Origin of the sequence: Stenotrophomonas sp. CASM106 (assembly GCF_049384825.1) — a bacterium.
Classification (GTDB): Bacteria; Pseudomonadota; Gammaproteobacteria; order Xanthomonadales; family Xanthomonadaceae; genus Stenotrophomonas; species Stenotrophomonas muris.
On the sequence record NZ_JBMRFS010000005.1, the window covers coordinates 216,561 to 240,022 of the forward strand.

Sequence of the window (23,462 nt, forward strand, 5' to 3'; positions counted from 1 at the left end):
GGTCGCTGGCCGGCTGCCATGCGCGGATCCGGCAGCACGCGGGCGTTGCCGGCTAGCGGCCGGCACGACCCGTCATGCCGCCTCAGCCCAGCGCCGGGTTCAACGTGTAGGTGCCGTGCAGTGCCGCTTCGGCGAGCACGTGGCCGTGCATGGCGCGGTAGGCGTCGGCGGCGGTGAAGCGTGCCGGCAGCTGCAGCAATGCCACGTCCAGCGCGAACACGCGGAAGAAGTAGTGGTGCAGGCGTTCGTCGTTGAACGGCGGGTACGGGCCGTCATAGCCCAGGTAGTCACCGGCCATGTCCGGATTGCCTGCGAACCAGCCGGTGAAGTCGTTCAGGCCCTGGCGGCTGCCGGCCGGGCCGGCCGGTTTGGACTTGCCCTTCACCACGAAGCCGTCGCTGCAGCTGCCTGCGGCGATCTCGCGCACCGAGGCCGGAATGTCGGCCATGACCCAATGCACGAAATCACAGCGCGGCTGGTCGCGCGGCACGCTCATGTCGGTGCGGCCGACCGTCTCCGGCACGGTCGGCACGTCCGGATCGACACACACCAGCAGGAACGAACGGGTGCCCTCCGGCACATCGCTCCAGGCCAGGTGCGGATTGCGGTCCGGTGCGAAGCCCGCGGCATCGCCGGCGGCGAATTCGCGGTCGATCGGTGCACCGTTGGTCAGGCTGTGGCTGCTCAGTTGCATCGGCGTGTCCTCACTCTTCCGGATAACCCAGGCGCACCGCGATCGGGGTGAGCTTGGCGAAGGCGGCGCTCATCACGTCGCGGTAGTTGCGCCAATGGCCCGGCGGGAAGCGCGGCGCACCCAGTTGCGCGGCTGGCGGCATCGGCCGCTCGAACAGGCGGCCCAGCAGTTCGGCCATCGCCTGCGGATCGTTGCCGATCTGGTCGATGCGCAGCAGCACCTGCGGGTACAGATCGTCCTCGTGCAGGGCGGCGACCTGGGCCAGCGCGCGCGCCAGCCATTCGCTGGCTTCGGCCAGCGAGGTCATTGCCAGCGGTGCGGCGGCACCGTAGGCCACCCAGTCCAGCAGCATGTCGCGCGGATCGCGCAGCACCACCAGCAGGCGGCCCTGCGGCAGCTGCGGGCGCAGCGCCCACAGCAGCGCGTTGTCCCACCACAGCAGCCAGTCGATGATCGCGTCGTCCTGCACGCCGCGCGACGGCAGCTGTTCGCGCCAGCGCTGCACCAGCCGCTCCGGGGTCAGCACGCCCGAGGCAAGGTCCTGCAGCGTGTGGTAGTTCTGGAACGCGTCGTCGGGTGCGTTGGAGGTATAGCGGTCGCTGCGCAGCACCGGGCTGGCGGCGGCCAGGCCGGTCGCCACGCGCTCCACGCCCGAACCCGGCGCGCCCCACAGGAAGATCGGCGCGGAAGTGGCATCACCGTCGATCTCGCCCTTGTCCGGCCAGCTCGGCGGCGCCTTGGCCTGCGGCGGCAGCGGCAGGCGCTGCGGTGCCTGGTCGGCCTGCAGTGCCAGCCAGGTCTGCAGCGCGTCTTCGTGCTGCCCGGCGCGATCCTGGATCTCACCCAGCCAGGTGCGCAGGTCGGCGCGGTGGCCTTCCGGTGCCATGTCGATCAGCGCCTGCACGCGGGCGACCGCGGCGGCCGGATCGCGCTGCAGCAGGCCTTCGACCAGGCGGGTTTCGCCGCTGACGCGGCCCGGTTCGAGGTTGACGATGCGCTCGGCGATCGCTTCGGCCTGGGCGTGTTCGCCCACCATGTCGTGCAGGCGCAGGCGCGCTTCCAGCGCCGGCAGGTGGCCCGGCATCGCGTCCATCCAGCGCTCGACCGTGGCGGCGGCGGTGGCACTGCCGACCTCTTCCACCGCCAGGCGTGCCAGCCACAGGTCGTGCAGCTGCGGGTGCTGCTCCAGGGCGGCATCCAGGCGTGCGCGGGCCTCGTCTTCGCGGCCCAGGCGCTGCCAGGACATCAGCAGCAACTGCAGTACGTCGCGGTCGTCAGGCAGCGATTCCAGCAACGGCAGCAGGTGCTCCAGCGCCTGCAGCGGCTGGCCGCCGCGCAGTGCCAGTTCGCCGGCCAGGCGGCGCATCGATGGCGTATCCAGGCCCTGCTGCTGCAGCGCGATCTGCATCGCTTCGGCGGCAGCGTCCAGGTTGCCCTGGCGCATGGCCAGCTGCACCACCAGGCCATGCAGCGAGGCGATGGTCGGGTTCAGTTCCAGCACGCGGCGGAACGCCTGCTCGGCGAAGGCCAGCATGTTCTTGCCCAGGTAGGCGAAGCCCAGTGCGTAGAGCACGCGAATGTCGTTGGGCTGGGCCTGGTTGGCGGCCGACAGCAGCGTCAGCGCGCGATCGGCATCATCGCGGCGCAGCGCGATCATGCCGTCGATGGTCAGCAGTTCCGGGTGGTCCGGTTCGACACGCGAGGCCAGGGTGGACAGGCGCTGCGCTTCATCGAAATCGTTGCGGCCGATCGCCAGGTGGGCCTGCATCAGGTAGGCAGCGAAGGCGTTCGGGTCCAGCCCGGTGGTGCGCGTCAGTGCTTCGCCAGCGCCGTCGAACTGGCGCAGGGCCAGCAGCAGGCCGGCGTGCTGCAGGTGCAGCTGGGCATTGTCCGGGGCCAGCTGCAGCGCCTGCTGCAGGGCCTCCATCGCGTCCTCGGCCTTGCCCTGCTGCTGCAGCGCAAGCGCCAGCCAGCGGTGGGCCTCGGCCTGGCCGGGTTCATCACGGGTCCACGCCTGGGCCAGCTGCACGGCCTGGTCGGCCTCGTTCTGGCGCAACGCTTGGATGATCTGGTCTTGCATGGCGGTCCGGTTCAAGGGCAAACCCGTATTGTAGCGGCCTGCGCGCCCGTGCCGGTTCAGCCTTGCAGCACGCGCTGCAGGCGCTGCGCCACCCAGCGCTCGGAGAAGCCGTCACCGCGCCAGTTTTCCAGGAAGCCACAGTGGCCGCCCCAGCAGGCGGTTTCCAGGTGCGCCTGGCGCGGCAGCTGCCAGTCGCTGAAGGTCGCGTACGGGATCACCGGGTCATCCTGCGCCATCAGGATGTCGGCCGGCACCTGCAGCGAGGACAGGCGGTCGCCGGCAATCGAGTAGCCGTCGAAATAGGCCTGCAACGAGCCGAAACTGGTGTGGCGCTCGACCAGCCAGGCGGTCAACGCACGGATGTCCAGCTTCAGCACGCGGTCGTCGCAGTCGCTCAGTTCGGGGAACAGGTCGCGCTTGCGCCGCAACGAACCGGCCCACTTGCGCCGGAAGTACCAGTCGTACATTGCCGGGCCGTTCTCGATGCTCTCCATGGTCAGCGCCGGGTCCAGCACCGGGCATACCGAGGCGACGCGCAGCAGCGGCACGCCGGCCGCCGGCGCACGCAGGGCCAGGCGCAGCACGAAGTTGCCGCCCAGCGAGTAGCCGGCGGCCACCAGCGGCAGCTGCGGCCAGCGCTGGGCGATATCGCCTGCGGCATGCACCACTTCGTCGATCAGGTTGGAGTGGAAGATGCCGGGGTTGAGGTGATGGGTATTGCCGTGGTCGCGGAAATTCAGCCGCACCACGTCGAAGCCCTGTTCGAGCATGCGCGCGGCCGCCATGCGCATGTAGCTGGATTCGGCACTGCCTTCCCAGCCGTGCAGCAGCAGGGCCATGCCCTTGGGTTCGCGGCCTTCGACATGGCTGTGCCAGCCCTGCAGGCGCACGCCGTCGCCGCCGTCGAGGATCAGTTCTTCGCTGATCGCGCCGGTCGCGGCCAGCAGCAGCAGGCCGCGCTGCAGGCGCATGCGGCTGGAGCTGAGCATCGACTGCAGGTGCGGATTGCGCAGCCAGCGCGGTGGCTGGTAGTCAGCCGCGTGCAGCGTCGGCGTGCCGGCGTCCAGGACGGGTGGCGGGATCAGGGCCACCGCACCCTCACTGCGTGCTCATGGCCGCCACGATGCGCGCGCGCGACGTCTCCGCGATGCGCCGACGGCCTTCCAGGTCCTGCGCACCGATCGGTGCCAGGAAATGCACTTCCGCACGCCGCGCCGGCTCACCGAGCAGGCGCAGGAAATTGGCGAAGAAACTCTCGCCGGGGCCGAACGCGACAATGGTCTGCGCGTCGCCCTTGAGCCCGTACACCAGAGCCACCGGCTGCACCGGCACGCCGGTCTCAACCGCCGCCTGGAAGATGCGGGCATGGAACGGGCCCACTTCGTGGCCACCGCGGGTACGCCCTTCGGGGAACACGCCCACTGCCTTGCCTTCGCGCAGGCGATCGGCCATCACCTGCATCACGCCACCGAGCGATTCGGTGTTGCCGCGCTGGTGGAAGATGGTCTGCCCGCGCGCGGCCAGCCACCCGACCAGCGGCCAGCTGGCGATCTCGCGCTTGGCGACGAAGCCCATCATGCGCTGGCTGTGCAGGATGCAGATGTCGACCCAGCTGACGTGGTTGGCGACGAACAGCACGGCGCCGGGCAGCGGCCTGCCGATCTGCACCAGGCGGAAGCCGAAGATCCACATCAGCCCCCCCTGCCACCAGTTGACCACTTTGGCCCCCAGGGTCGCCTCGCCCACGCGCAGTTCGCCCCACGGCCGAAGCATGCCGATCAGGATGAGCGGCAGGAACACGATGATGTGGACCAACAGCAGCGGTACGCGGTACAGGTAACGGCACACACGCGCCACGCCGCCGCGGGGGGCCGGAGTGGGGGAAGTCATCCGCGCACGATACCGGAGGGCCGTCATCGCTGCCAGCCGATTTAGGCCATAACACCCATCGACCGGGGCAATCGGCAGGGAACGCTGGGTTCCGCTGCCGTCACCGCCCGTCCGGGGCTCAGCCGTGGCCGGCCGCCACCACCGCCAGGGTCAGCCGCGAGATGCACACCAACCGGCCCTGCTCGTCCTCGATGCGGATCTCCCACAGCTGGGTGCTGCGGCCCACGTGCAGCGCGCGGGCGGTGCCGGTGACCGTGCCCGAACGCACCGCACGCACGTGGTTGGCGTTGATTTCCAGCCCCACGCAGATCTGCTTGGCCGTATCCACGCACAGGTTGCCGGCGCTGCTGCCCAGAGTCTCGGCCAGCACCACCGACGCGCCGCCATGCAGGATGCCGTAGGGCTGGCGGGTGCGCTCGTCCACCGGCATGGTGGCCTGCAGCCAGTCGTCACCGGCCGCGCTGAAGACGATGCCCAGCGACGCGATCGCGGTGTTGCGGCTGAGCGTGTTGAGCTGCTCGAGGGAAACGGCTTCGCGGAACACCTGGGTCATGCGGGCACCTTCAGAGGATGGGAACGAGGCCGGCGCCGAATGCGGTCAGCATGCGTACCAGCAGCCACTTCGGACCGACATTGACCTCGGGGAAATCACCCACGGCGACATAGCAGCGGTGGAAGCCCGGGTCCTGCCGGGGCAACGGCTGCGGGCAGTCCGGGCCGGGCTTGAACTCGTAGTCGGTGGCATAGCGCCACGGCCAGAAGTCGAGGATCGGCAGTGCTTCGGAGGCCTTGCCGACGCTGTAGTTGAGCCCGGACAGCACCGGCGGCTTGGCCCGCGGCGCCACCGTCCACGAGTTCTGCGGGTGGGTGTCGCGCAGGATGCTCTCGGCCAGCTGCTCGGCGAAGGCCGGGTCATCGATGATCACCGCGCCTTCGGTGTTGTAGTTCTCGCTGCGCGGGTCGAAGTTGTGGGTACCGACCACGCCGATGCGGCGATCGACCACCAGTGACTTGGCATGCAGGCCCATGCGCGCACCCTTGCGGGTGACCGGCAACGGCTTGTTGACCGCCTTGCTGCCCAGGAACGAGGGCCGGGTCTCGGTGCGCAGCAGGCGGGTCTCGACCTCGCTGCCGGCCGCACGGCGGCGCTCGCGCGCGTTCTGGTAGGCACTGCCGGTGCGCGGATGGTTCACCGGCCCCTGCTTGCCGGTGGGTGCCGGATGCTCATCGCGATCGCGACGGTCGCCGGCATTGCTGCCGGCAGCACTGCCGCCGATCAGCGGGTTGCGCCCGCCGTCGTCGTCGCCTTCCGGCGCGGCGATCGGGTCGGGCAGCAGGTTGCGGTAATCGACCGGTGCATCCAGCGGGAACGGCTTGTATTCGAAGATGTTGAAGCCCAGTTCGCGCATGTTGCGCCGCTTGTACTTGTACGACAGCGCATAGACGATCGGGTTGTCGGTCGCCGCCAGGCTGTTGCTGGACACCACCACGCGCGGCGGCTGCGGTCGCTTGCGCAGCTCGCGGAACAGCTTCTGCGCCGGTTTGGACAGCACCAGGTACGGCGTCTGCAGGATCACTTCCTTCTGCGCGCCGGCGATCAGCGCATCCAGCTGCGGCTCGGTCACGTGCTGTCCGGCCAGCGGCGCATCGGCCTTCTCGCGCCGGTGCTTGCGCGGCAGGTCGGCGACATAGCGCACCGAGGCCACCGGCAACGCGGTATCGACGAAGGAACGGCTGACGAAGTCCATGTCATTGGCTTCGGCACTGACCCGCTCCACCCGCTCGGGGCGGCGGAAGCTGGCCGGCGGCAGGGTCGGCACGCCCTCGCGCAGCAGGGTGCGGCCGACATCGTTCAGGCGCTCGGCCGGCACGCTGCGCCTGGCGCGCCAGAAGGCATCGAAGTTGGCCGCCATCGCCCGCGCCTCCGGGCCGGCGATCAGCACGTCGCGGTCGCGGAAGTTGTACTCGCGGTCCCAGTCGTAATAGTCGTCCTGGTAGTTGCGGCCGCCAACCACGCCGATCGCATCGTCGATCACCAGCAGCTTGTTGTGCATGCGCTGGTTGAAGCGGCGGAAGCAGCACAGCACGCTGCCGGCATAGTCGAAGTAGTTCAGCCGGGCCTTGCCGAAGGTAGGGTTGTAGACCCGCAGCTGGAAGTTCTGGTGCGCGCCGGACAGGGCGCCGAGGATCTGCAGGTCGGAGATTGCCGAGAGCTGGTCGATCAGCACCCGCACCTTCACCCCGCGCCGCGACGCGGCCAGCAGCTCGTCGATGACCAGCCGGGCACTGTCGTCCTTGTCGAAGATGTAGGTCTGCAGGTCGATGCTGCGGGTGGCGCTGCGCAGCAGGTTCAGGCGCGCGACCAGGGCGCCCTCGCCCTCGTCGAGCAGGGTGGCGTAGTGGCGTGGCTGTTCCGGGGTGGATTCGGTGAACGCCCGGCCCGCCAGCGCACGCAACGGCGAGTCCTGCGCGCAGCGGTCGGCGCGCTGGCAGTCGACGTCGGTCGAGCGCGCCTGCACGGCAATCGCTTCGGCACGGTCACGCTCGGCATGCGAGAGCGATGCACAACCGCTGCCCAGCAACACGGTTGCCAGCGCCAGGACGCGCAGCAGGAGGTTCACGGTTTCGGCGCCTCGCTCAGGCGCGCACGCAATACGAAGGTCACTCGGTCACTCAAGGCTAGCTGCCAGCTGTCCATTCCATACCGGCCTCGCTGCACGGTACCGCGGCTGACGACGTCGCAATCATAGCCGGGTCGGGCGCACTCCGCCTTCTCGACCTGCAATGACTCGGGGTGGCTGATGCCGCGCAGGGTCAGCCGGCCGTTGATGGCGCCGCCCTGCTCCACGGTCTCCGGCCAGTAGGGCAGCGAGTCGAACTCGACCACCGGATGGCGCCCGGCATCGAAGAACTCCTCGCCGCGCATCCAGCCGGTATAGCGCGCCTTGCCGGGGATCTCCACCGAGCGGGTGAACATCTTCAGGTGCACCTGGTGACGGCCGTCGGACAGGATCTCGATACGCCCCTCGAAGTGCGGGAACACGCCTTCGATGCGCTGGCCGAATCGGGTGCGCACCTCGAAGCCGATCCGCGAGCGCTGGGTATCCAGGCGCAATACCCGTGGCGCCTCGGCGGACACGGGCGGCAACGGGGTCGGTGGGGGCGCCGCGGCCCAGGCCGGGCCGAGCGCCAGCAACGCGGGCAGCAGGAAGCGGCTGCGCCGCGCCAGGCTCATCGGATCACGGCCACCAGAACGCGTTCAGGCTGGCCACGCCGGGTTCGATCGAGGCCTCGCGCGGGAAGCCAAGCACGGCCACACCGCCCGGCGGCATGCCGCGATAGTCACTGCTGGTGCCGTCGGTCATCAGGGCCACCAGCTGCTCCAGGCCCGGGTTGTGGCCGACGATCAGCACCCGGTCCAGGTCACGACGCTCGTCCACCAGCGCCGCCAGGGTGCCCGGGGTGGCTTCGTAGATCCGGTCTTCCAGGCGCTTTTCGACATAGCCGATGGCCGTCATCACCGCTTCCAGGGTCTCGCGGGTACGTCGCGACGGCGAGCACAGCACGCAGTCGGGCAGCAGGTTGTTTTCCTTCAACCACTTGCCGGCGGCTTCGGCCTCGGCGAGCCCCACCGGCGACAGCGGCCGGTCGAGGTCGGCCTGGCCGGAAACGGCGGGTTCGGCATGGGCATGGCGCAGCAGGATCAGTTCACGCATCGCGGGTTTCCATGGAGAAGAGGATGCAGCAGGAGAAGTGAGGCAGGCATCAAAGCTTGAGCCAGGACAGCAGCGGCTCCCAGTCGGCCTGGTGTTCGCGCACCTGGGCGGAGCGATAGTCGAACAGGCTGCGGCCCAGGCCGGTCATGACCACGTAGCTCTGGCTGTCACGCAGCTGCGCGACCACCGGGTATGGCCATTCGGCCAGCATCTGCAGCGCCTGCTGCGAAGTCTGGGTCCAGGGTTTGGTGCGGTTGAGGACCAGCCCCACCGGCAGCTTGCGGCTGTGCACGCGCGGGTTCTGGGCCAGGCTGTTGAGGAAGCCGACGATGGCTTCGATATCCAGCGCCGAGGGCAGCACCGGCACCACCACGGCGTCGGCCGCGTCCAGGAAATGGGGGATATCGTCGGCCAGCGCACCGGCCGGTGCATCGATGATGACGGTATCGGTACCGTCGGGCAGCTTCTGCGCCCACTGCTTCTTCCGATACACATCGATGGGGAGCACCGCGCTTTCCAGCCCTGCCCGCCGTTGTGCCCAGCGGGTGCTGGAGCCCTGCGGGTCGGCATCGGCGATCACCGTGGCCTTGCCCTGCAATGCCGCGTACGCGGCCAGGTGGGTGGCGACGGTGGTCTTGCCCACCCCGCCCTTGGAACCGGCCACCAGGATCGTCTTCATGCCAGCCTCGCTTCCGGGTACGTGCCCCGAGCGTACACCGGCGGTGGTGACGGGAGGTAGCACCGTGCTGAACCAGTGGCCATCGCCTTTGCTATCGTGGCGCCCCCGAAGGATCGAACCGGCATGAGCGAACTGCAGGACCTGAGCGCACTGATCCGCGCCAATACCCCCCTGATCGTGATCGAGACCCAGGATGAGGCCCGCATCGTCGAGCTGTTCCGGCAGACGCTGATGCACGTGTGGCGGGCCCTGCACCGCTGGTCCATCACCGAGGGCCTGCGTCGCATCGACCTGGACCGCGAGGACCCGCCAGTCGGCCCGCCCGATGCCAGCGCCGCCCTGCAGATGATCCGCCAGGCCGATCAGCGGGGTGTCTACCTGCTGCTCGATTTCCACCCCTACCTGGGGTATGCCAGCCACCAGCGCGCGCTGCGCGACCTGATCCAGCGCCGCCATAGCGAGCCGCATGTGCTGGTGCTGATCGGCGCCAAGGTCGAGCTGCCGGCCGAGCTGGAGGCCCTGGCGGTGCGCTTCAACCCGCGCCTGCCCGATGCCAACGCCCTGCTGAAGATGCTGCGCGAGGAGGCCGACGCCTATGCGCGCGAACACGGCGGCCGCCGTGTCGAGGTCGACAGCGAGGCGGTGAAGAAGATCCTGAAGAACCTGCAGGGCCTGAGCCTGGTCGATGCCCGCCGCATCGCCCGCCAGCTGATCTACGCCGATGGCGCGCTGCGCGACGACGACCTGCCGCAGCTGGCACGGCTGAAGTTCGAGCTGCTCAACCGCAGCGGCCACCTGTTCTTCGAGCATGACAGCGCGCGCTTCGGCGACGTGGCCGGTGCCAACCGGCTCAAGCGCTGGATCAGCCAGCGCCGGGTGGCCTTCATCGCCGGCTCGGCACCGGCCGGACTGGATCCGCCGCGCGGCATGTTGCTGCTGGGCGTGCAGGGCTGCGGCAAATCGATGCTGGCCAAGGCCACCGCCGCCGGCTTCGGCGTACCGCTGCTGCGCCTGGACGTGGGCGCGCTGTACAACAAGTACCACGGCGAGACCGAGGCCAACCTGCGCCAGGCGCTGGCCTCGGCCGAGCAGCTGGCGCCCTGCGTGTTGTGGATGGACGAGATCGAGAAGGGCCTGGCCAGCGGTGGCGAGGACGGTGGCGTATCGCGCCGCGTGCTCGGCTACCTGCTGACCTGGATGGCCGAACGCAAGGCGCCGGTCTTCATCGTCGCCACCGCCAACCAGGTACACGAGTTGCCGGCCGAACTGCTGCGCAAGGGCCGCTTTGACGAGATCTTCTTCGTCGACCTGCCCACGCCTGAGGTGCGTGTGGAGCTGCTGCGGCTGCACCTGGGGCGACGCCAGCTCAACGGCGACGACTTCGCGCTGCCGGCGCTGGCGGCCGCGGCCAATGGCTTCTCCGGCGCCGAGATCGAGCAGGCGATCGTGGCCGGGCTGTATGCGGCGCACGCCGAAGGCCGGCCGTTGGATACCGAGCTGCTGATGAACGAGATCCGTGCGACGCGGCCGCTGTCGGTGCTGATGGCCGAGCAGGTAGAGGCATTGCGGGCATGGGCGTCGGGGCGGACGGTTTCCGCGGACGATTGAGGGGTTCCGGCGAACGGCGCAGCCCCTCGTGGCTGGTTGCTGAAAGCAACAGCTGCGGTTGGCGATCAGCCACGTGGAAGAAAGAAAAAGAGCAGAAGCAAAAGCAAAAGCGGTTGGCTGGCTGCTCTTGAGGCCCTGGGGTCAGATCCGTTTTCCAGAGGAAAACGGATCTGACCCCAGTTCGATTTCTAGCCCTGGCAGATCTCATCCACGCATGGCGTGGACCTACCGTGTCGACCAAGGTCGACACCTACCAACAGCCGCCGGAACCTGTCGAAGGCGGGGCACTGTGGGTTTGCGGGGTGTGAGCCGCATGGATGCGGCGACCAAGCCCCCATGGATGGGTTTACGGCGGCCCCGCAAACCCACAGTGCCCCGCCATCCCGCAGGAAGCCCGCTGTTGCTTCGGCTGCTGCAGTTGCTCCAGCCGTTGCCTCTGCGGGTGCCGGGTGCAACCCGGCCCCCCCCTTCCCTCAGGGCCAGGCCGGCGGCGCGGCCGCCCAGGCCTGCTGCACTTCCGCCAGCGAGGCGCGCTCGTCGTCACGCCACAACGGCAACAACTGCGCAAAGCGGCTGCTGTCGCTCCATTGCGTCGGCTCGGTACGCACCGCTGCGGCATACCACTGCACCGCCTCCTGCTTCCGCCCGGCCCGCCACAGCGCCAGCGCATAGGTGGGTGGCAGCCAGCCCGGCTTGCTCAGCGAACCACCGGCAGCAGCCTGCCATTGCTCCAGGGCGGCTTCGGGCTGGCCCTGACGCAGCAGGTCCCAGCCGTAATTCCAGCGCACGCTACGGCCCAGGCTGCCCTGCACCGGCGCATCCTTCAGTGCTTCGCGATACAGCTGTTCACCCAGCTCGGTGCGGCCCTGCGCAATGGCCACCGACGCCAGCTGCACGGTGGCCTCCACGGTACGCCGGCCGCGCTCGCGCTGTTTGAGCAGCTGCGCCACCAGCGCATCCCCGTCGGACTGGACCACGACCATCGGCACGGCGGCCGCATCGCTGTCGAAGTAGAACTCCTGTGGTGCCGGCACCGCCGGCGCGGCCCACACGGGGGCCGTTCCCGAGACCAGCAACATGCTGCCCAGGATCTTTGCTGCAACTGACATCCCTTCTCCCCAGGCCGCAACCGCAGCCTCCCTCTCTCTCCCCGATCCTAACCCCAGCATGGCCGCCGGCGCGAGTGCCGGGCCGGTCGGGCCTCGCTGCTACAATTCGCGCCTTTCCCGCCGCGTGCCTGCACGCGGCCGGTGCCAGCCGATCCTGACCGGGCCAGCCATGACCAGTACCGCGCAACTCACTTCGCCCTCTTCCGCCGACCTGATCGACCGTGACTACACGCTCGACCACAAGTACACCCGCAACGAGGGGCGGATCTACCTGAGTGGCGTGCAGGCGCTGGTGAAACTGCCGTTGATGCAGCGGCTGCGCGACGCGCACGAAGGCATCGACAGCGCCGGTTTCGTCAGTGGCTACCGTGGCAGCCCGCTGGGCGGCTTTGACCTGGAGCTGTGGCGCGCGCGCAAGCACCTCGACGCGGCCAAGGTGAAGTTCACCCCCGGCCTGAACGAGGACCTGGGCGCCACCATGGTGTGGGGCACCCAGCAGACCAACCTGTTCCCCGGCGCCAACGTGCAGGGCGTGTTCGGCATGTGGTACGGCAAGGGCCCGGGCGTGGACCGCTGCGGCGACGTGTTCAAGCACGCCAATGCCGCCGGCACCTCGCGCCATGGCGGCGTGCTGGCGCTGGCCGCCGATGATCACGCCTGCCGCAGTTCAACCCTGCCGCATGGCAGCGAGGACGAGTTCGTCAGCGCGATGATGCCGGTGCTGAATCCGGCCGGCGTGCAGGACATCCTGGACATGGGCCTGCTGGGCTGGGCGATGAGCCGCTATACCGGCCGCTGGGTCGGCTTCAAGACGATCGCCGAGACGGTGGAATCGTCGGCCTCGGTCGAGGTCGATCCGATGGCGCGCCGCATCGTGCTGCCGGAAGACTTCGAGATGCCGACCGGCGGCCTCAACATCCGCTGGCCGGACCCGCCGCTGGACCAGGAAATGCGCCTGCACCGCTATGCGGTGAAGGCCGCACAGGCCTTCGCCCGCGCCAACGGCATCGACAAGGTGGTGATGGACGCGCCGCGCGCGCGGCTGGGCATCGTCACCACCGGCAAGAGCTACCTGGACGTGCTGCAGGCGCTGGAATACCTGGGCCTGGATGAAACGGCGTGCGCCGACATCGGCATCCGCGTGTACAAGGTCGGCATGACCTGGCCGCTGGAGCCGCAGGGCATCGCGCGCTTCGCGCAGGGCCTGGAAGACATCATCGTGGTGGAGGAGAAGCGTGCCTTCATCGAGCGCCAGATGAAGGAACAGTTCTTCAACTGGCCGGCCAGCTGGGGCCAGCGCCCGTCCATCGTCGGCAAGTACGACGAGAGCGGCGAGTGGATCCTGCCGTCCACCGGTGAACTGACCCCGGCCACCATCGCCGGCGTGATCGGTCGCCGCATCCAGAAGTTCTTCAACAACGCATCGATCGAGCAGCGCCTGCAGTGGATGCAGGAGAAGGAAGCCGAACTTGCGTTGCCGCGCGCCAGTTTTCCGCGCGTGCCGCACTACTGCTCCGGCTGCCCGCACAACACGTCCACCAACGTGCCGGAAGGCTCGCGTGCGCTGGCCGGCATCGGTTGCCATTACATGGTGACCTGGATGGACCGCAGCACCGACACCTTCACCCACATGGGCGGCGAAGGCGTGACCTGGGCCGGGCAGGCGCCGTTCACCGATACCCCGCACGTGTTCCAGAACCTCGGCGACGGCACCTACTTCCACAGCGGTTCGCTGGCGATCCGCCAGGCGGTCGCTGCCGGCGTCAACATCACCTACAAGATCCTCTACAACGATGCGGTGGCGATGACCGGCGGCCAGCCGGTGGACGGTCCGCTGAGCGTGCCGGACATCGCAAAACAGATGCGCGCCGAAGGCATCCACACCATCGTGGTGCTGTCGGACAACATCGGCAAGTGGACCGGCCAGCGCGAGCACTTCCCCAGCGACGTCGAGTTCCATGACCGCAGCGAGCTGGACGAAGTGCAGAAGCGCCTGCGCGAAGTGAAGGGTGTTTCGATCCTGATCTACGAACAGACCTGCGCCACCGAGAAGCGCCGCCGCCGCAAGCGCGGCAAGCTGGAAGACCCGCAGAAGCGGGTGCTGATCAATTCGCTGGTCTGCGAAGGCTGCGGCGACTGCGGCAAGAAGAGCTTCTGCGTGTCGGTGCTGCCGAAGGAAACCGAGTTCGGGCGCAAGCGCGAGATCGACCAGTCCAACTGCAACAAGGACTATTCCTGCGTGAACGGCTTCTGCCCGAGCTTCGTCACCGTGCACGGTGGCCAGCCGCGCAAGGGCAGCAAGCGCGATGCGTCCACGCTGCTGGACAACCTGCCGGCACCGACCCTTCGCGGCAGCCTGGAACAGCCCTGGAACATCCTGATCACCGGCGTCGGCGGTACCGGCGTGGTGACCATCGGCGCGCTGCTGGGCATGGCCGGCCACCTGGAAGGCAAGGGCGCGACCGTGCTCGACCAGACCGGCCTGGCGCAGAAGGGCGGCGCGGTGACCACGCATATCCGCATTGCCCGTCGCCCTGAAGACATCCACGCCGTGCGTATCGCCGCCGGTGAAGCCGACCTGGTGCTGGGCTGCGACATGGTGGTGGTCAACGATTACTGGGCGCTGTCGAAGGTGCGCGCCGGCCGTTCGCAGGTGGTGCTGAACACCTACGAAGCGATGCCGGGCACGTTCACCACCCGCCCGGACATGCAGTTCCCCGCCGCCGACATCATCGCCGGCGTGCGCGTGGCACTGGGCGGCCAGGAACCACTGCTGCTCGATGCCACCCAGCTGGCCACCGCGCTGCTGGGCGATGCCATCGCCGCCAACCTGTTCATCCTCGGCTACGCCTGGCAGCAGGGCCTGGTGCCGCTGTCGTTCGACTCACTGATGCGCGCCATCGAGCTCAATGGCGCCGCCGTGGCGATGAACCAGCAGGCCTTTGCGTGGGGCCGCCTGGCCGTGGTCGATCCGCAGGCCGTGCAGCAGGCCGCCGGCCTGGTGCGCAACCGCCACACCGATGCCGAATCCACCCCGGGCCCGCTGCATCCGCTGCCGCCAGGCGAGTGGGAGGGCAATGAATGGGGTGCCACTGCGGCGCCGCGCAACACCGGCGACGAACGCGAACTGCGCGGCCTGCCCTCGCACGGTGGCGACGTGGCGTTCCTGCCGCTGGATGACGCCCGCCTGTCGCGCTCGCTGGATGAAATGATCGAGCGCCGCGCCGCGTTCCTGGTCGAGTACCAGGACACTGCCTACGCCAACCGCTACCGCAGCCTGGTCGAGCGCGTGCGCACCGCCGAAGCCGACCGCATCGGCGGCTCCACTGCGCTGACCGAGACCGTGGCCCGCTACCTGTTCAAGCTGATGGCCTACAAGGACGAGTACGAAGTGGCCCGCCTGTACACCAGCGGCGACTTCCAGCGCCGCCTGCAGCAGCAGTTCGAGGGCGACTACCAGCTGCGCTTCCACCTGGCGCCGCCGCTGTTCGCCAGGAAGGATGAGCAGGGCCGGTTGCTGAAGAAGGAATACGGCCCGTGGATGTTCAAGGCCTTCGGCCTGCTGGCCAGGCTGAAGTTCCTGCGTGGCGGCCGCTTCGACGTATTCGGGCGCACCGCGGAACGCCGCATGGAGCGCAAGCTGATCGGCGATTACGAGGCCACCGTGCAGGTACTGCTGGACGGCCTGGATGACGACCGCCTGGCCCTGGCGGTGGAGATTGCCAGCATCCCCGAGCACATCCGCGGCTTCGGCCACGTCAAGGAAGCGCATTTCGAGCAGGCCAAGGCGCGCGAAGCGGCCCTGCTGGCGCAGTGGCGCAATCCGAAGGCGCTGCATATCGTGCAGGTGGCCTGAAGGGAGTGCCGGCCGCTGGCCGGCATTCATCCGGGCAATCGGTTGCCGGCCAGCGGCCGGCACTACCGATGGTTTACCCCAACCGCCACAGCAGCAGGCGGTTGTTGGCCGGCATCGCCACATCCCCCAGGCGGGTGAATCCGTGGTCGGCGGCCAGCGCCTGCACCGCTTCGCTATCGCGGATGCCGCTGCGCGGGTCGCGCGCCTTCAGCCAGGCATCGAACTGCGCGTTGCTGTCGCTGCTGTAGCGGCCGCCGTAGTTGAACGGGCCGTACGCCGCCAGCAGCGCGCCGCGACGCAGCACCGATGGCAGCGCGGCGAACAACGCCTGCACGTGCGCCCAACTCATGATGTGCAACGTGTTGGCGCTGAACGCGGCGTCGAACGTGCTGCCCTGTGGCAGGCTGAGCCCAGGCGCCGGTGGCAGTTCCACCTGCAGCGCCACCGGCGGCAGCAGGTTCAGCAGCGCCGCTTCCGCGCGCCAGGCCTCGATGCCGGGCAGATGGTCCGGATGGTCGCTGGGCTGCCAGCGCAGCCAGGGCCAACGCTCGGCGAAGAAGGCCGCGTGCTGGCCGGTGCCGCTGCCGATTTCCAGCACCCGATGGCGGTCGCCCATCCACGGGTCGAGTGCGGCGGCGATCGGTTCGCGGTTGCGCTCGCAGGCTTCTGAATACGGCTTGCTCGACATCAGGAGGGTGTCCGGGCGGGGTCGGCCCCATTGTGCACGAGGGAGTGTTCCGAGCAGGGCTGCGCCCTGCACCTGCTTCAAGCCACAGCAACGGCAACAGCCAAAGCAACAGCAACAGCAACAGCGGGCTTTCTGAGGGATGGCGGGGTGGATCCGGTGGCAGGGGACGCCGTAAATCCGTCCATGGAGGCTCGGTCGCGCCATCCATGGCGCTCACGCCCCTGCCACCGGACCCACCCCGCCTTCGACAGTTGGCCGCGATCTGTCGGAAACACTCTTGGGGTCAGATCCGTTTTCCGCAGGAAAACGGATCTGACCCCGAATTTCATTCGATATCTGACAGATGTGTCGACCAAGGTCGACACCTACCAGCAGCGCACGGAATCTGTCAGAGGCGGGGCGGTGTGGGTGGGCAGGACCGTTGGCGCCATGGATGGCGCCATCGAGCCCCCATGGGTGAGGGCGCTTTGCTTGCGAAGCACTGCTTCGCAAGCGCCCGAACGCCCAGCCGCCAGCGGCTGGGCCGGACCCCGGAGGGGGGTTTACGGCGTGTCCTGCCCACCCACACCGCCCCGCCATCCCACGGAATGCCGCTCTGACTCTGGCTTTGGCCGTTGCTGTTGCCGTTGCATTGAGCCGGTGCAGGGCGCAGCCCTGCCGTAACACCCCCAACCATGACTGCAGTCACTTGCCCGGATGCCCCGCGCTGGCGAAAGTCGAGTGGTTGACGTGATCGGCTCGGCCCGTTGCCGGCCGCACGCAAGCGAGAGAGAGAAACGCTGTGCAACGACGTGAGTTCCTGGCTTTTTCCGGTCTGGGCCTGGCGGGCCTGCTGCTGCCGCATTCCCGTGCCATCGCCGCCGAGCAACTGCTCGCCCCGGTCGACACCCTCCAGCGCAGGCGCCTGGCGGACGTGGCGCTGGCCACCGCACGCACGGCCAAGGCCAGCTACTGCGATGTGCGCATCGGCCGCTACCTCAACCAGTCGGTCATCACCCGCGAGCATCAGGTCGGCAACGTGACCAACCGCGAATCGTCCGGCGTGGGCGTGCGGGTGATCGTCAACGGGGCCTGGGGCTTCGCTGCCACCCACCAGCAGACCGAGGCCGCCGTACGCGCTGCGGTCGAGCAGGCGGCCGCGATCGCCCGCGCCAACGCCAGCATCCAGACCCGGCCGGTGCAGCTGGCGCCGACGCCGCCGGTCGGGGAGGTGCGCTGGCAGACCCCCGTCCGCAGGAACGCGATGGCGGTGCCGATCCAGGACAAGGTCGAACTGCTGCTGGCCCTCAATGCCGCCGCGCTGGATGCGGGCGCCGACTACATCAATTCCACCCTGTTCCTGGTCAACGAACAGAAGTACTTCGCCTCCAGCGATGGCTCGTTCATCGACCAGGACATCCATCGCATCTGGCTGCCGTTCACCGCCACCGCCATCGACAAGGCCAGCGGCAGGTTCCGCACCCGCGCCGGCCTGTCCTCGCCGATGGGCATGGGCTATGAGTTCCTCGATGGCGATGCGCGCGGCAAGGTGCACCTGCCCGGTGGCATCACCGCTTACCGCGATTCCTACGACCCGGTCGAGGACGCCATTGCGGCCGCCCGCCACGCGCGCGAGAAACTGAAGGCGCCGTCGGTGAAGCCCGGCAAGTACGACCTGGTGCTGGACCCGTCCAACCTGTTCCTGACCATCCACGAGAACGTCGGCCACCCGCTGGAGCTGGACCGCGTGCTCGGCTACGAAGCCAACTACGCCGGCACCAGCTTCGCCACGCTGGACAAGCGCGATGCGGGTTTCCGCTGGGGCAGCGACATCGTCACCTTCTTCGCCGACAAGACCCAGCCGGGCAGCCTCGGTGCGGTCGGCTACGACGACGAGGGCGTCAAGACCCAGCGCTGGGACCTGGTGCGCGACGGCATCCTGGTCGATTACCAGGCCACCCGCGATGAAGCCCATATCCTCGGCCGCGATGCATCGCATGGCTGCAGCTACGCCGATTCCTGGTCCAGCGTGCAGTTCCAGCGCATGGCCAATGTCTCGCTGGCGCCGGGCAAGCAGCCGCTCAGCGTCGAGGACATGATCAAGGACGTGGAGAACGGTATCTACATCCACGGCCGGGGGTCGTACTCGATCGACCAGCAGCGCTACAACGCGCAGTTCGGTGGCCAGCTGTACTACCAGATCAAGGACGGAAAGATCGCCGGCATGATCGAGGATGCGGCCTACCAGATCCGCACGCCGGAATTCTGGAATGCCTGCACGGCCATCTGCGATGAACGCGATTTCCGCCTGGGCGGTTCGTTCTTCGACGGCAAGGGCCAGCCCGGCCAGGTCTCGGCGGTCTCGCACGGTTCGTCCACCACCCGCTTCAACGGCATCAACATCATCAACACCGCGCGCAGTCTCGGCGCTTGAGCCACCCATCCTTCGACATGGAGAGCAGCCTTGCAAAGACGTGACTTCCTGGCCCTGACCGGGCTTACCGCGGGCGGGCTGATCGTGCCCTCCTTCTTCGGCAAGGTGATCGCCGCCGAGCAGCTGCAGTCCAGCCTCGACCCGGCATTGAAGAAGCGCCTGGCCGACGCGGCGCTGCAGGCGGCGCGCAGCGCCGGTGCCACCTACTGCGACGTGCGCATCGGCCGCTACCTGCGGCAGTTCGTGATCACCCGCGAGGACAAGGTGCAGAACGTGGTGAACACCGAGTCCACCGGCGTGGGCATCCGCGTGATCGTCAACGGCGCCTGGGGCTTCGCCGCCACCAACGCACTGGGTACCGCTGACGTGGCCAGGGCCGCGCAGCAGGCGGCGGCCATCGCCAAGGCCAATGCCGGCGTGCAGACCGCACCGGTGCAGCTGGCCAAGGCGCCGGGCGTGGGTGAAGTGAGCTGGCGCACGCCGATCCGCAAGAATGCGATGGAGGTGCCGATCAAGGACAAGGTCGGCCTGCTGCTGGACGTCAACGCTGCCGCAATGGGCGCTGGTGCCAGCTTCGTCAACTCGATGCTGTTCCTGGTCAACGAGCAGAAGTACTTTGCTTCCACCGATGGTTCCTATATCGACCAGGACGTGCACCGCATCTGGGCGCCGATGACGGTCACCGCCATCGACAAGAGCAGCGGCAAGTTCCGCACCCGTTCGGGCCTGTCCTCGCCGATGGGCCTGGGCTACGAGTACCTGGACGGCGCCGCCGCCGGCAAGGTGGTCAGCCCGAATGGCGTGGTCAACTACAGTTCTTCCTACGACATGAAGGAAGACGCCATCGCCGCCGCCCGGCAGGCGCAGGAAAAGCTGAAGGCCCCGTCGGTGAAGCCGGGCAAGTACGATCTGGTGCTCGATCCGTCGCATACCTGGCTGACCATCCACGAGTCGATCGGCCACCCGCTGGAACTGGACCGCGTGCTCGGCTACGAAGCCAACTACGCCGGCACCAGCTTCGCCACCCTGGACAAGCGCGAACAGCATTTCCAGTACGGCAGCGAGCTGGTCAACATCTTCGCCGACAAGACCCAGCCCGGCAGCCTCGGCGCGGTGGCATACGACGATGAAGGCGTGAAGTGCAAGCGCTGGGAGCTGATCAGCAACGGCAAGCTGGTGGACTACCAGACCATCCGCGACCAGGCCCACATCCTCGGCAAGACCGAGTCCGACGGCTGCTGCTATGCCGACTCGTGGTCCAGCGTGCAGTTCCAGCGCATGGCCAACGTGTCGATGGCACCGGGCAAGACGCCGCTGAGCGTGCCGGACCTGATCAAGGATGTGGAGAACGGCATCTACATCATCGGTGATGGTTCGTTCTCGATCGACCAGCAGCGCTACAACGCGCAGTTCGGCGGCCAGCTGTTCTACGAGATCAAGAACGGCCAGATCACCCGCATGCTGGAAGACGTGGCCTACCAGATCCGCACGCCGGAGTTCTGGAACGCCTGCACCGCCGTGGCCGACGAACGCGACTACCGCCTGGGCGGTTCGTTCTTCGACGGCAAGGGCCAGCCGGGACAGGTCTCGGCGGTCTCGCACGGCTCGTCCACCGCGCGCTTCAACGGCATCAACGTCATCAACACCGCACGCAGCCTCGGCTGACCGGTCAGGAGCCCTTACACCATGAGTATCTTCACCGAAGCCCAGGCCAAGGCCATCCTCGACAAGGTCATCGCCCTGTCCAAGGCCGACGAGTGCACCGCCGTGCTGGCCGGCGCGATCAGCGGCAACATCCGTTTCGCGCTGAACAATGTCTCCACCAGTGGCATCGTCGACAACACCGAACTGGCGGTCACCGTCGCCTTCGGCAAGCGCGTCGGCACCGCCTCGATCAACGAGTTCGACGATGCCGCGCTGGAACGCGTGGTGCGCCGTGCCGAAGACCTGGCCCGCCTGGCCCCGGAGAACCCGGAGTTCATGCCGGCCATCGGCAAGCAGAGCTACCGCGCCAGCCCCACCTTCAGCGAATCCACTGCTGCCATCGATCCGGCGTTCCGTGCCAAGGTCGCCGCCGATTCGATCGCCCCGTGCCGTGGTCACGGCCTGATCGCCGCCGGCTTCCTCGAGGACGGCCAGGGCTTCCAGGCCACCGCCAACAGCAACGGCAACTTCGCCTACCAGCGCACCACCAACTTCGATTACACCTGCACCGTGCGCACTGAAGATGGCCGCGGCTCGGGCTGGGTCGGCCGCAACCTGAAGGATGCGGCCGACTTCAAGGCCGACCAGGACATCCGCATCGCCATGCGCAAGGCCACCGAGTCGGCCGAAGCCAAGGCGCTGGAACCGGGCAAGTACACGGTGATCCTGGAGCCGGCCGCAGCGGCAGGCCTGATCAGCTTCATGATGAACTTCTTCAGTGCGCGCTCGGCCGATGAAGGCCGCAGCTTCCTGTCGAAGAAGGGTGGTGGCAACAAGCTGGGCGAGCAGGTCTACGACCCGCGCGTGACCATGATCGCCGATCCGTGGCATCCGGACGCACCGGTGCTGCCGTGGGACAACGAAGGCCTGCCGCGCGAGCGCATGGCCATCATCGAGAACGGCAAGGTCGCCAACCTGGACTACTCGCGCTTCTGGGCGCAGAAGCAGGGCAAGACCGCCAAGGCCTCGCCGGGCAACCTGCTGATGAGCGGTGGCGACAAAAGCACCGCCGAGCTGGTGCGTGGCACCCAGAAGGGCATCCTGGTCACGCGTACCTGGTACATCCGCATGGTCGATCCGCAGACGGTGCTGCTGACCGGCCTCACCCGCGACGGCACCTTCTACATCGAGAACGGCCAGATCAAGCACCCGGTGAAGAACTTCCGCTTCAACGAGTCGCCGGTGATCATGCTCAACAACATCGAAGAGCTGGGCAAGCCGGTGCGTGTGGCCGGTGATGAGTCCAGCTACGTGATGATGATCCCGCCGATGAAGCTGCGCGATTTCACCTTCACCTCGCTGTCCGACGCTGTCTGATGGATCGCCGGGCCTGCCTGCGCTGGTTGGCCGCTGCCGCTTCGGCGGCGGCGCTGCCGGCCTGGGCACAGGCAGGCCCGCGCAGTTCGCGCTACGACTTCTGGTTCACCCGCCTGCAGTACGACTCCGGTGACTGGGACGTGGACGCGCGCATGCCGTCCAACCTGATCACCTCGCTGATCGACTACACCTCGCTGCGCGTGGACCCGCAGGAGCACGTGGTGGCACTGGCCGACCCGCGCATGCTGGAAGCGCCGTTCTGCTACCTGGCCGGCCACACGCTGGTGGAGTTCAATGCCGCCGAGCGGCAGAACTTCGTGCGCTATGTGCGCAATGGCGGCTTCGTCTTCGTCGACGACTGCAACCACGATATCGACGGGCTGTTCGCCACCTCGTTCGAGGCACAGATGGGCCGCCTGTTTGGTCCCAGGGCACTGCAGAAGCTGCCCAACAGCCACCCGCTGTACCGCAGCTTCTTCCGGTTCCCCGATGGCCCGCCGGCCACCAGCTTCGAACTCAACGGCTGGGGCGACGACCTGGTGCACGACTACCTGAAGGGCATCGAGGTCGATGGCCGCCTGGGGCTGCTCTACAGCAACAAGGACTACGGCTGCGAGTGGGACTACGACTGGCGCAACAAGCGTTTCCTGGCCGAAGACAACACCCGCTTCGGCGTCAACATCGTGATGTACGCGTTGAACAATTGATAGGACCTGCACGCCCATGACCTCCCCCGACCTCGATTCCCTGTTGCCACGCCTGGATGCGCTGCGCGCCGCGCTTGCACGCGCCGTGGTGGGCCAGCATACCGTGGTCGAGCAGCTGCTGATCGGCCTGCTGGCCGGCGGTCACTGCCTGCTGGAAGGCGCGCCCGGGCTCGGCAAAACCTTGCTGGTGCGCTCGCTCGGGCAGGCGCTGGAACTGCAGTTCCGGCGCGTGCAGTTCACCCCCGACCTGATGCCCAGCGACATCCTCGGCACCGAACTGCTGGAGGAAGACCACGGCACCGGCCATCGCCATTTCCGTTTCCAGCAGGGCCCGATCTTCACCCACCTGCTGTTGGCAGACGAACTCAACCGCACCCCGCCCAAGACCCAGGCCGCACTGCTGGAAGCGATGCAGGAACGCACGGTCAGCTACGCCGGCACCACCTACGCACTGCCGGCGCCGTTCTTCGTGCTGGCCACACAGAACCCGATCGAGCAGGCGGGTACTTACCCGCTGCCGGAAGCGCAGCTGGACCGCTTCCTGCTGCACGTGCTGGTGGATTACCCCAGCGAGGACGAGGAGCGGCAGATCCTGGAACAGACCACCGGCGGCGCCACCGACGCGGTGCCGAAGGTGATGGATGCAGAGGCGGTGATCGCGCTGCAGGCCGCCGTACGCCAGGTGCATGTCAGCCCGGATGTGCTGGCCTGGATCACCCGCTTGGTGCGCGCCAGCCGCCCAGGCGAAGGCGCACCCGCCGCGATCAACCAGTGGGTGAAGTGGGGCGCGGGTCCGCGCGCCGGGCAGTCGCTGGTGCTGGCGGCAAAAGCGCGCGCATTGCTGCAGGGCCGCTTTGCCGCCACCCGCGAGGACGTGCAGGCGCTGGCCGCGCCGGTGATGCGCCATCGCCTGCTGCTGTCGTTCGCCGCCGAGGCCGAGCAGAAGCGTGCCGACGACGTGGTCGCCGCCCTGCTGCAGGCTGTGCCGTTCCCGGGTTGAG

18 protein-coding genes are annotated in these 23,462 nt (G+C 68.1%); 7 read left to right on the top strand and 11 right to left on the bottom strand.

Annotated elements, in window-relative coordinates:
- Window positions 1-82 precede the first annotated feature (82 nt).
- The 9 genes from VG556_RS14215 to VG556_RS14255 all read right to left on the bottom strand — a co-directional run bounded on the left by VG556_RS14215 (window position 83) and on the right by VG556_RS14255 (window position 9,059).
- Window positions 83-694, bottom strand: coding sequence for a YbhB/YbcL family Raf kinase inhibitor-like protein (locus tag VG556_RS14215; RefSeq protein ID WP_100450866.1), 612 nt, complete (start codon window positions 692-694; stop codon window positions 83-85).
- Window positions 695-704: 10 nt separating this feature from the next.
- A complete protein-coding gene (locus VG556_RS14220) occupies window positions 705-2,774 on the bottom strand; it encodes a tetratricopeptide repeat protein (protein WP_053495707.1) in 2,070 nt (689 codons plus the stop codon).
- Window positions 2,775-2,830: 56 nt separating this feature from the next.
- Window positions 2,831-3,820, bottom strand: coding sequence for a YheT family hydrolase (locus VG556_RS14225; RefSeq protein WP_049408361.1), 990 nt, complete (start codon window positions 3,818-3,820; stop codon window positions 2,831-2,833).
- Window positions 3,821-3,872: 52 nt separating this feature from the next.
- Complete coding sequence (locus tag VG556_RS14230; protein WP_032961622.1) at window positions 3,873-4,664, bottom strand: lysophospholipid acyltransferase family protein; 792 nt, start codon at window positions 4,662-4,664, stop codon at window positions 3,873-3,875.
- Window positions 4,665-4,782: 118 nt separating this feature from the next.
- Window positions 4,783-5,217: a hotdog fold thioesterase gene (locus VG556_RS14235; RefSeq protein ID WP_014035502.1), complete on the bottom strand. Its 435-nt coding sequence runs from the start codon at window positions 5,215-5,217 to the stop codon at window positions 4,783-4,785.
- A 10-nt stretch (window positions 5,218-5,227) separates the two neighbouring features.
- Window positions 5,228-7,285, bottom strand: a complete 2,058-nt coding sequence (locus VG556_RS14240) for a phospholipase D family protein (protein ID WP_049408351.1) — start codon at window positions 7,283-7,285, stop codon at window positions 5,228-5,230.
- A complete protein-coding gene (locus VG556_RS14245) occupies window positions 7,282-7,899 on the bottom strand; it encodes a YceI family protein (protein WP_014645483.1) in 618 nt (205 codons plus the stop codon). The genes VG556_RS14240 and VG556_RS14245 overlap by 4 nt, the downstream gene beginning before the upstream one ends.
- 4 nt (window positions 7,900-7,903) lie before the next feature.
- Window positions 7,904-8,380 carry a SixA phosphatase family protein gene (locus VG556_RS14250; protein WP_014035499.1) on the bottom strand — a complete coding sequence of 159 codons (477 nt, stop codon included), beginning with the start codon at window positions 8,378-8,380 and terminating at the stop codon, window positions 7,904-7,906.
- 49 nt (window positions 8,381-8,429) lie between these two features.
- A complete protein-coding gene (locus tag VG556_RS14255; RefSeq protein ID WP_005420986.1) occupies window positions 8,430-9,059 on the bottom strand; it encodes a ParA family protein in 630 nt (209 codons plus the stop codon).
- 123 nt (window positions 9,060-9,182) lie between these two features.
- On the opposite strand from VG556_RS14255, the gene VG556_RS14260 reads away from it, so the two are divergent.
- Complete coding sequence (locus tag VG556_RS14260) at window positions 9,183-10,667, top strand: AAA family ATPase (RefSeq protein ID WP_014645482.1); 1,485 nt, start codon at window positions 9,183-9,185, stop codon at window positions 10,665-10,667.
- 473 nt (window positions 10,668-11,140) lie between these two features.
- On the opposite strand, the gene VG556_RS14265 is transcribed toward VG556_RS14260, so the two are convergent.
- A complete protein-coding gene (locus tag VG556_RS14265; RefSeq protein ID WP_080281912.1) occupies window positions 11,141-11,776 on the bottom strand; it encodes a tetratricopeptide repeat protein in 636 nt (211 codons plus the stop codon).
- A gap of 169 nt (window positions 11,777-11,945) precedes the next feature.
- On the opposite strand from VG556_RS14265, the gene VG556_RS14270 reads away from it, so the two are divergent.
- Entirely contained in the window at window positions 11,946-15,632 is a 3,687-nt protein-coding gene (locus VG556_RS14270) for an indolepyruvate ferredoxin oxidoreductase family protein (RefSeq protein ID WP_100450865.1), read from the top strand.
- A gap of 73 nt (window positions 15,633-15,705) precedes the next feature.
- Here VG556_RS14270 and VG556_RS14275 read toward each other — a convergent pair whose 3' ends face one another.
- Window positions 15,706-16,320 carry a DUF938 domain-containing protein gene (locus VG556_RS14275; RefSeq protein ID WP_053496470.1) on the bottom strand — a complete coding sequence of 205 codons (615 nt, stop codon included), beginning with the start codon at window positions 16,318-16,320 and terminating at the stop codon, window positions 15,706-15,708.
- A gap of 781 nt (window positions 16,321-17,101) precedes the next feature.
- Here VG556_RS14275 and VG556_RS14280 point away from each other — a divergent pair.
- From VG556_RS14280 to VG556_RS14300, 5 genes are read left to right on the top strand one after another with little or no spacing between them, the layout of a single operon-like run.
- Window positions 17,102-18,733: a TldD/PmbA family protein gene (locus VG556_RS14280; protein ID WP_049419130.1), complete on the top strand. Its 1,632-nt coding sequence runs from the start codon at window positions 17,102-17,104 to the stop codon at window positions 18,731-18,733.
- Window positions 18,734-18,763: 30 nt separating this feature from the next.
- Window positions 18,764-20,398 (top strand): TldD/PmbA family protein, encoded by a 1,635-nt coding sequence (locus VG556_RS14285; protein WP_100450864.1) that lies wholly within the window; start codon window positions 18,764-18,766, stop codon window positions 20,396-20,398.
- Between the two features lie 21 nt (window positions 20,399-20,419).
- Complete coding sequence (locus VG556_RS14290; protein ID WP_014035492.1) at window positions 20,420-21,754, top strand: TldD/PmbA family protein; 1,335 nt, start codon at window positions 20,420-20,422, stop codon at window positions 21,752-21,754.
- On the top strand, window positions 21,754-22,461 hold the full coding sequence (locus tag VG556_RS14295) for a DUF4159 domain-containing protein (protein WP_005411842.1): 708 nt from the start codon (window positions 21,754-21,756) through the stop codon (window positions 22,459-22,461). The genes VG556_RS14290 and VG556_RS14295 overlap by 1 nt, the downstream gene beginning before the upstream one ends.
- A 16-nt stretch (window positions 22,462-22,477) precedes the next feature.
- Entirely contained in the window at window positions 22,478-23,461 is a 984-nt protein-coding gene (locus VG556_RS14300) for an AAA family ATPase (protein ID WP_014645475.1), read from the top strand.
- Window position 23,462 lies beyond the last annotated feature (1 nt).

Bases quoted from the DNA above. Each gene is read 5' to 3' on its own strand.
- VG556_RS14215 (WP_100450866.1), bottom strand. From the start codon at position 694: ATGCAACTGAGCAGCCACAGCCTGACCAACGGTGCACCGATCGACCGC.
- VG556_RS14220 (WP_053495707.1), bottom strand. From the start codon at position 2,774: ATGCAAGACCAGATCATCCAAGCGTTGCGCCAGAACGAGGCCGACCAG.
- VG556_RS14230 (WP_032961622.1), bottom strand. From the start codon at position 4,664: ATGACTTCCCCCACTCCGGCCCCCCGCGGCGGCGTGGCGCGTGTGTGC.
- VG556_RS14235 (WP_014035502.1), bottom strand. From the start codon at position 5,217: ATGACCCAGGTGTTCCGCGAAGCCGTTTCCCTCGAGCAGCTCAACACG.
- VG556_RS14245 (WP_014645483.1), bottom strand. From the start codon at position 7,899: ATGAGCCTGGCGCGGCGCAGCCGCTTCCTGCTGCCCGCGTTGCTGGCG.
- VG556_RS14250 (WP_014035499.1), bottom strand. From the start codon at position 8,380: ATGCGTGAACTGATCCTGCTGCGCCATGCCCATGCCGAACCCGCCGTT.
- VG556_RS14255 (WP_005420986.1), bottom strand. From the start codon at position 9,059: ATGAAGACGATCCTGGTGGCCGGTTCCAAGGGCGGGGTGGGCAAGACC.
- VG556_RS14260 (WP_014645482.1), top strand. From the start codon at position 9,183: ATGAGCGAACTGCAGGACCTGAGCGCACTGATCCGCGCCAATACCCCC.
- VG556_RS14265 (WP_080281912.1), bottom strand. From the start codon at position 11,776: ATGTCAGTTGCAGCAAAGATCCTGGGCAGCATGTTGCTGGTCTCGGGA.
- VG556_RS14270 (WP_100450865.1), top strand. From the start codon at position 11,946: ATGACCAGTACCGCGCAACTCACTTCGCCCTCTTCCGCCGACCTGATC.
- VG556_RS14275 (WP_053496470.1), bottom strand. From the start codon at position 16,320: ATGTCGAGCAAGCCGTATTCAGAAGCCTGCGAGCGCAACCGCGAACCG.
- VG556_RS14290 (WP_014035492.1), top strand. From the start codon at position 20,420: ATGAGTATCTTCACCGAAGCCCAGGCCAAGGCCATCCTCGACAAGGTC.
- VG556_RS14295 (WP_005411842.1), top strand. From the start codon at position 21,754: ATGGATCGCCGGGCCTGCCTGCGCTGGTTGGCCGCTGCCGCTTCGGCG.
- VG556_RS14300 (WP_014645475.1), top strand. From the start codon at position 22,478: ATGACCTCCCCCGACCTCGATTCCCTGTTGCCACGCCTGGATGCGCTG.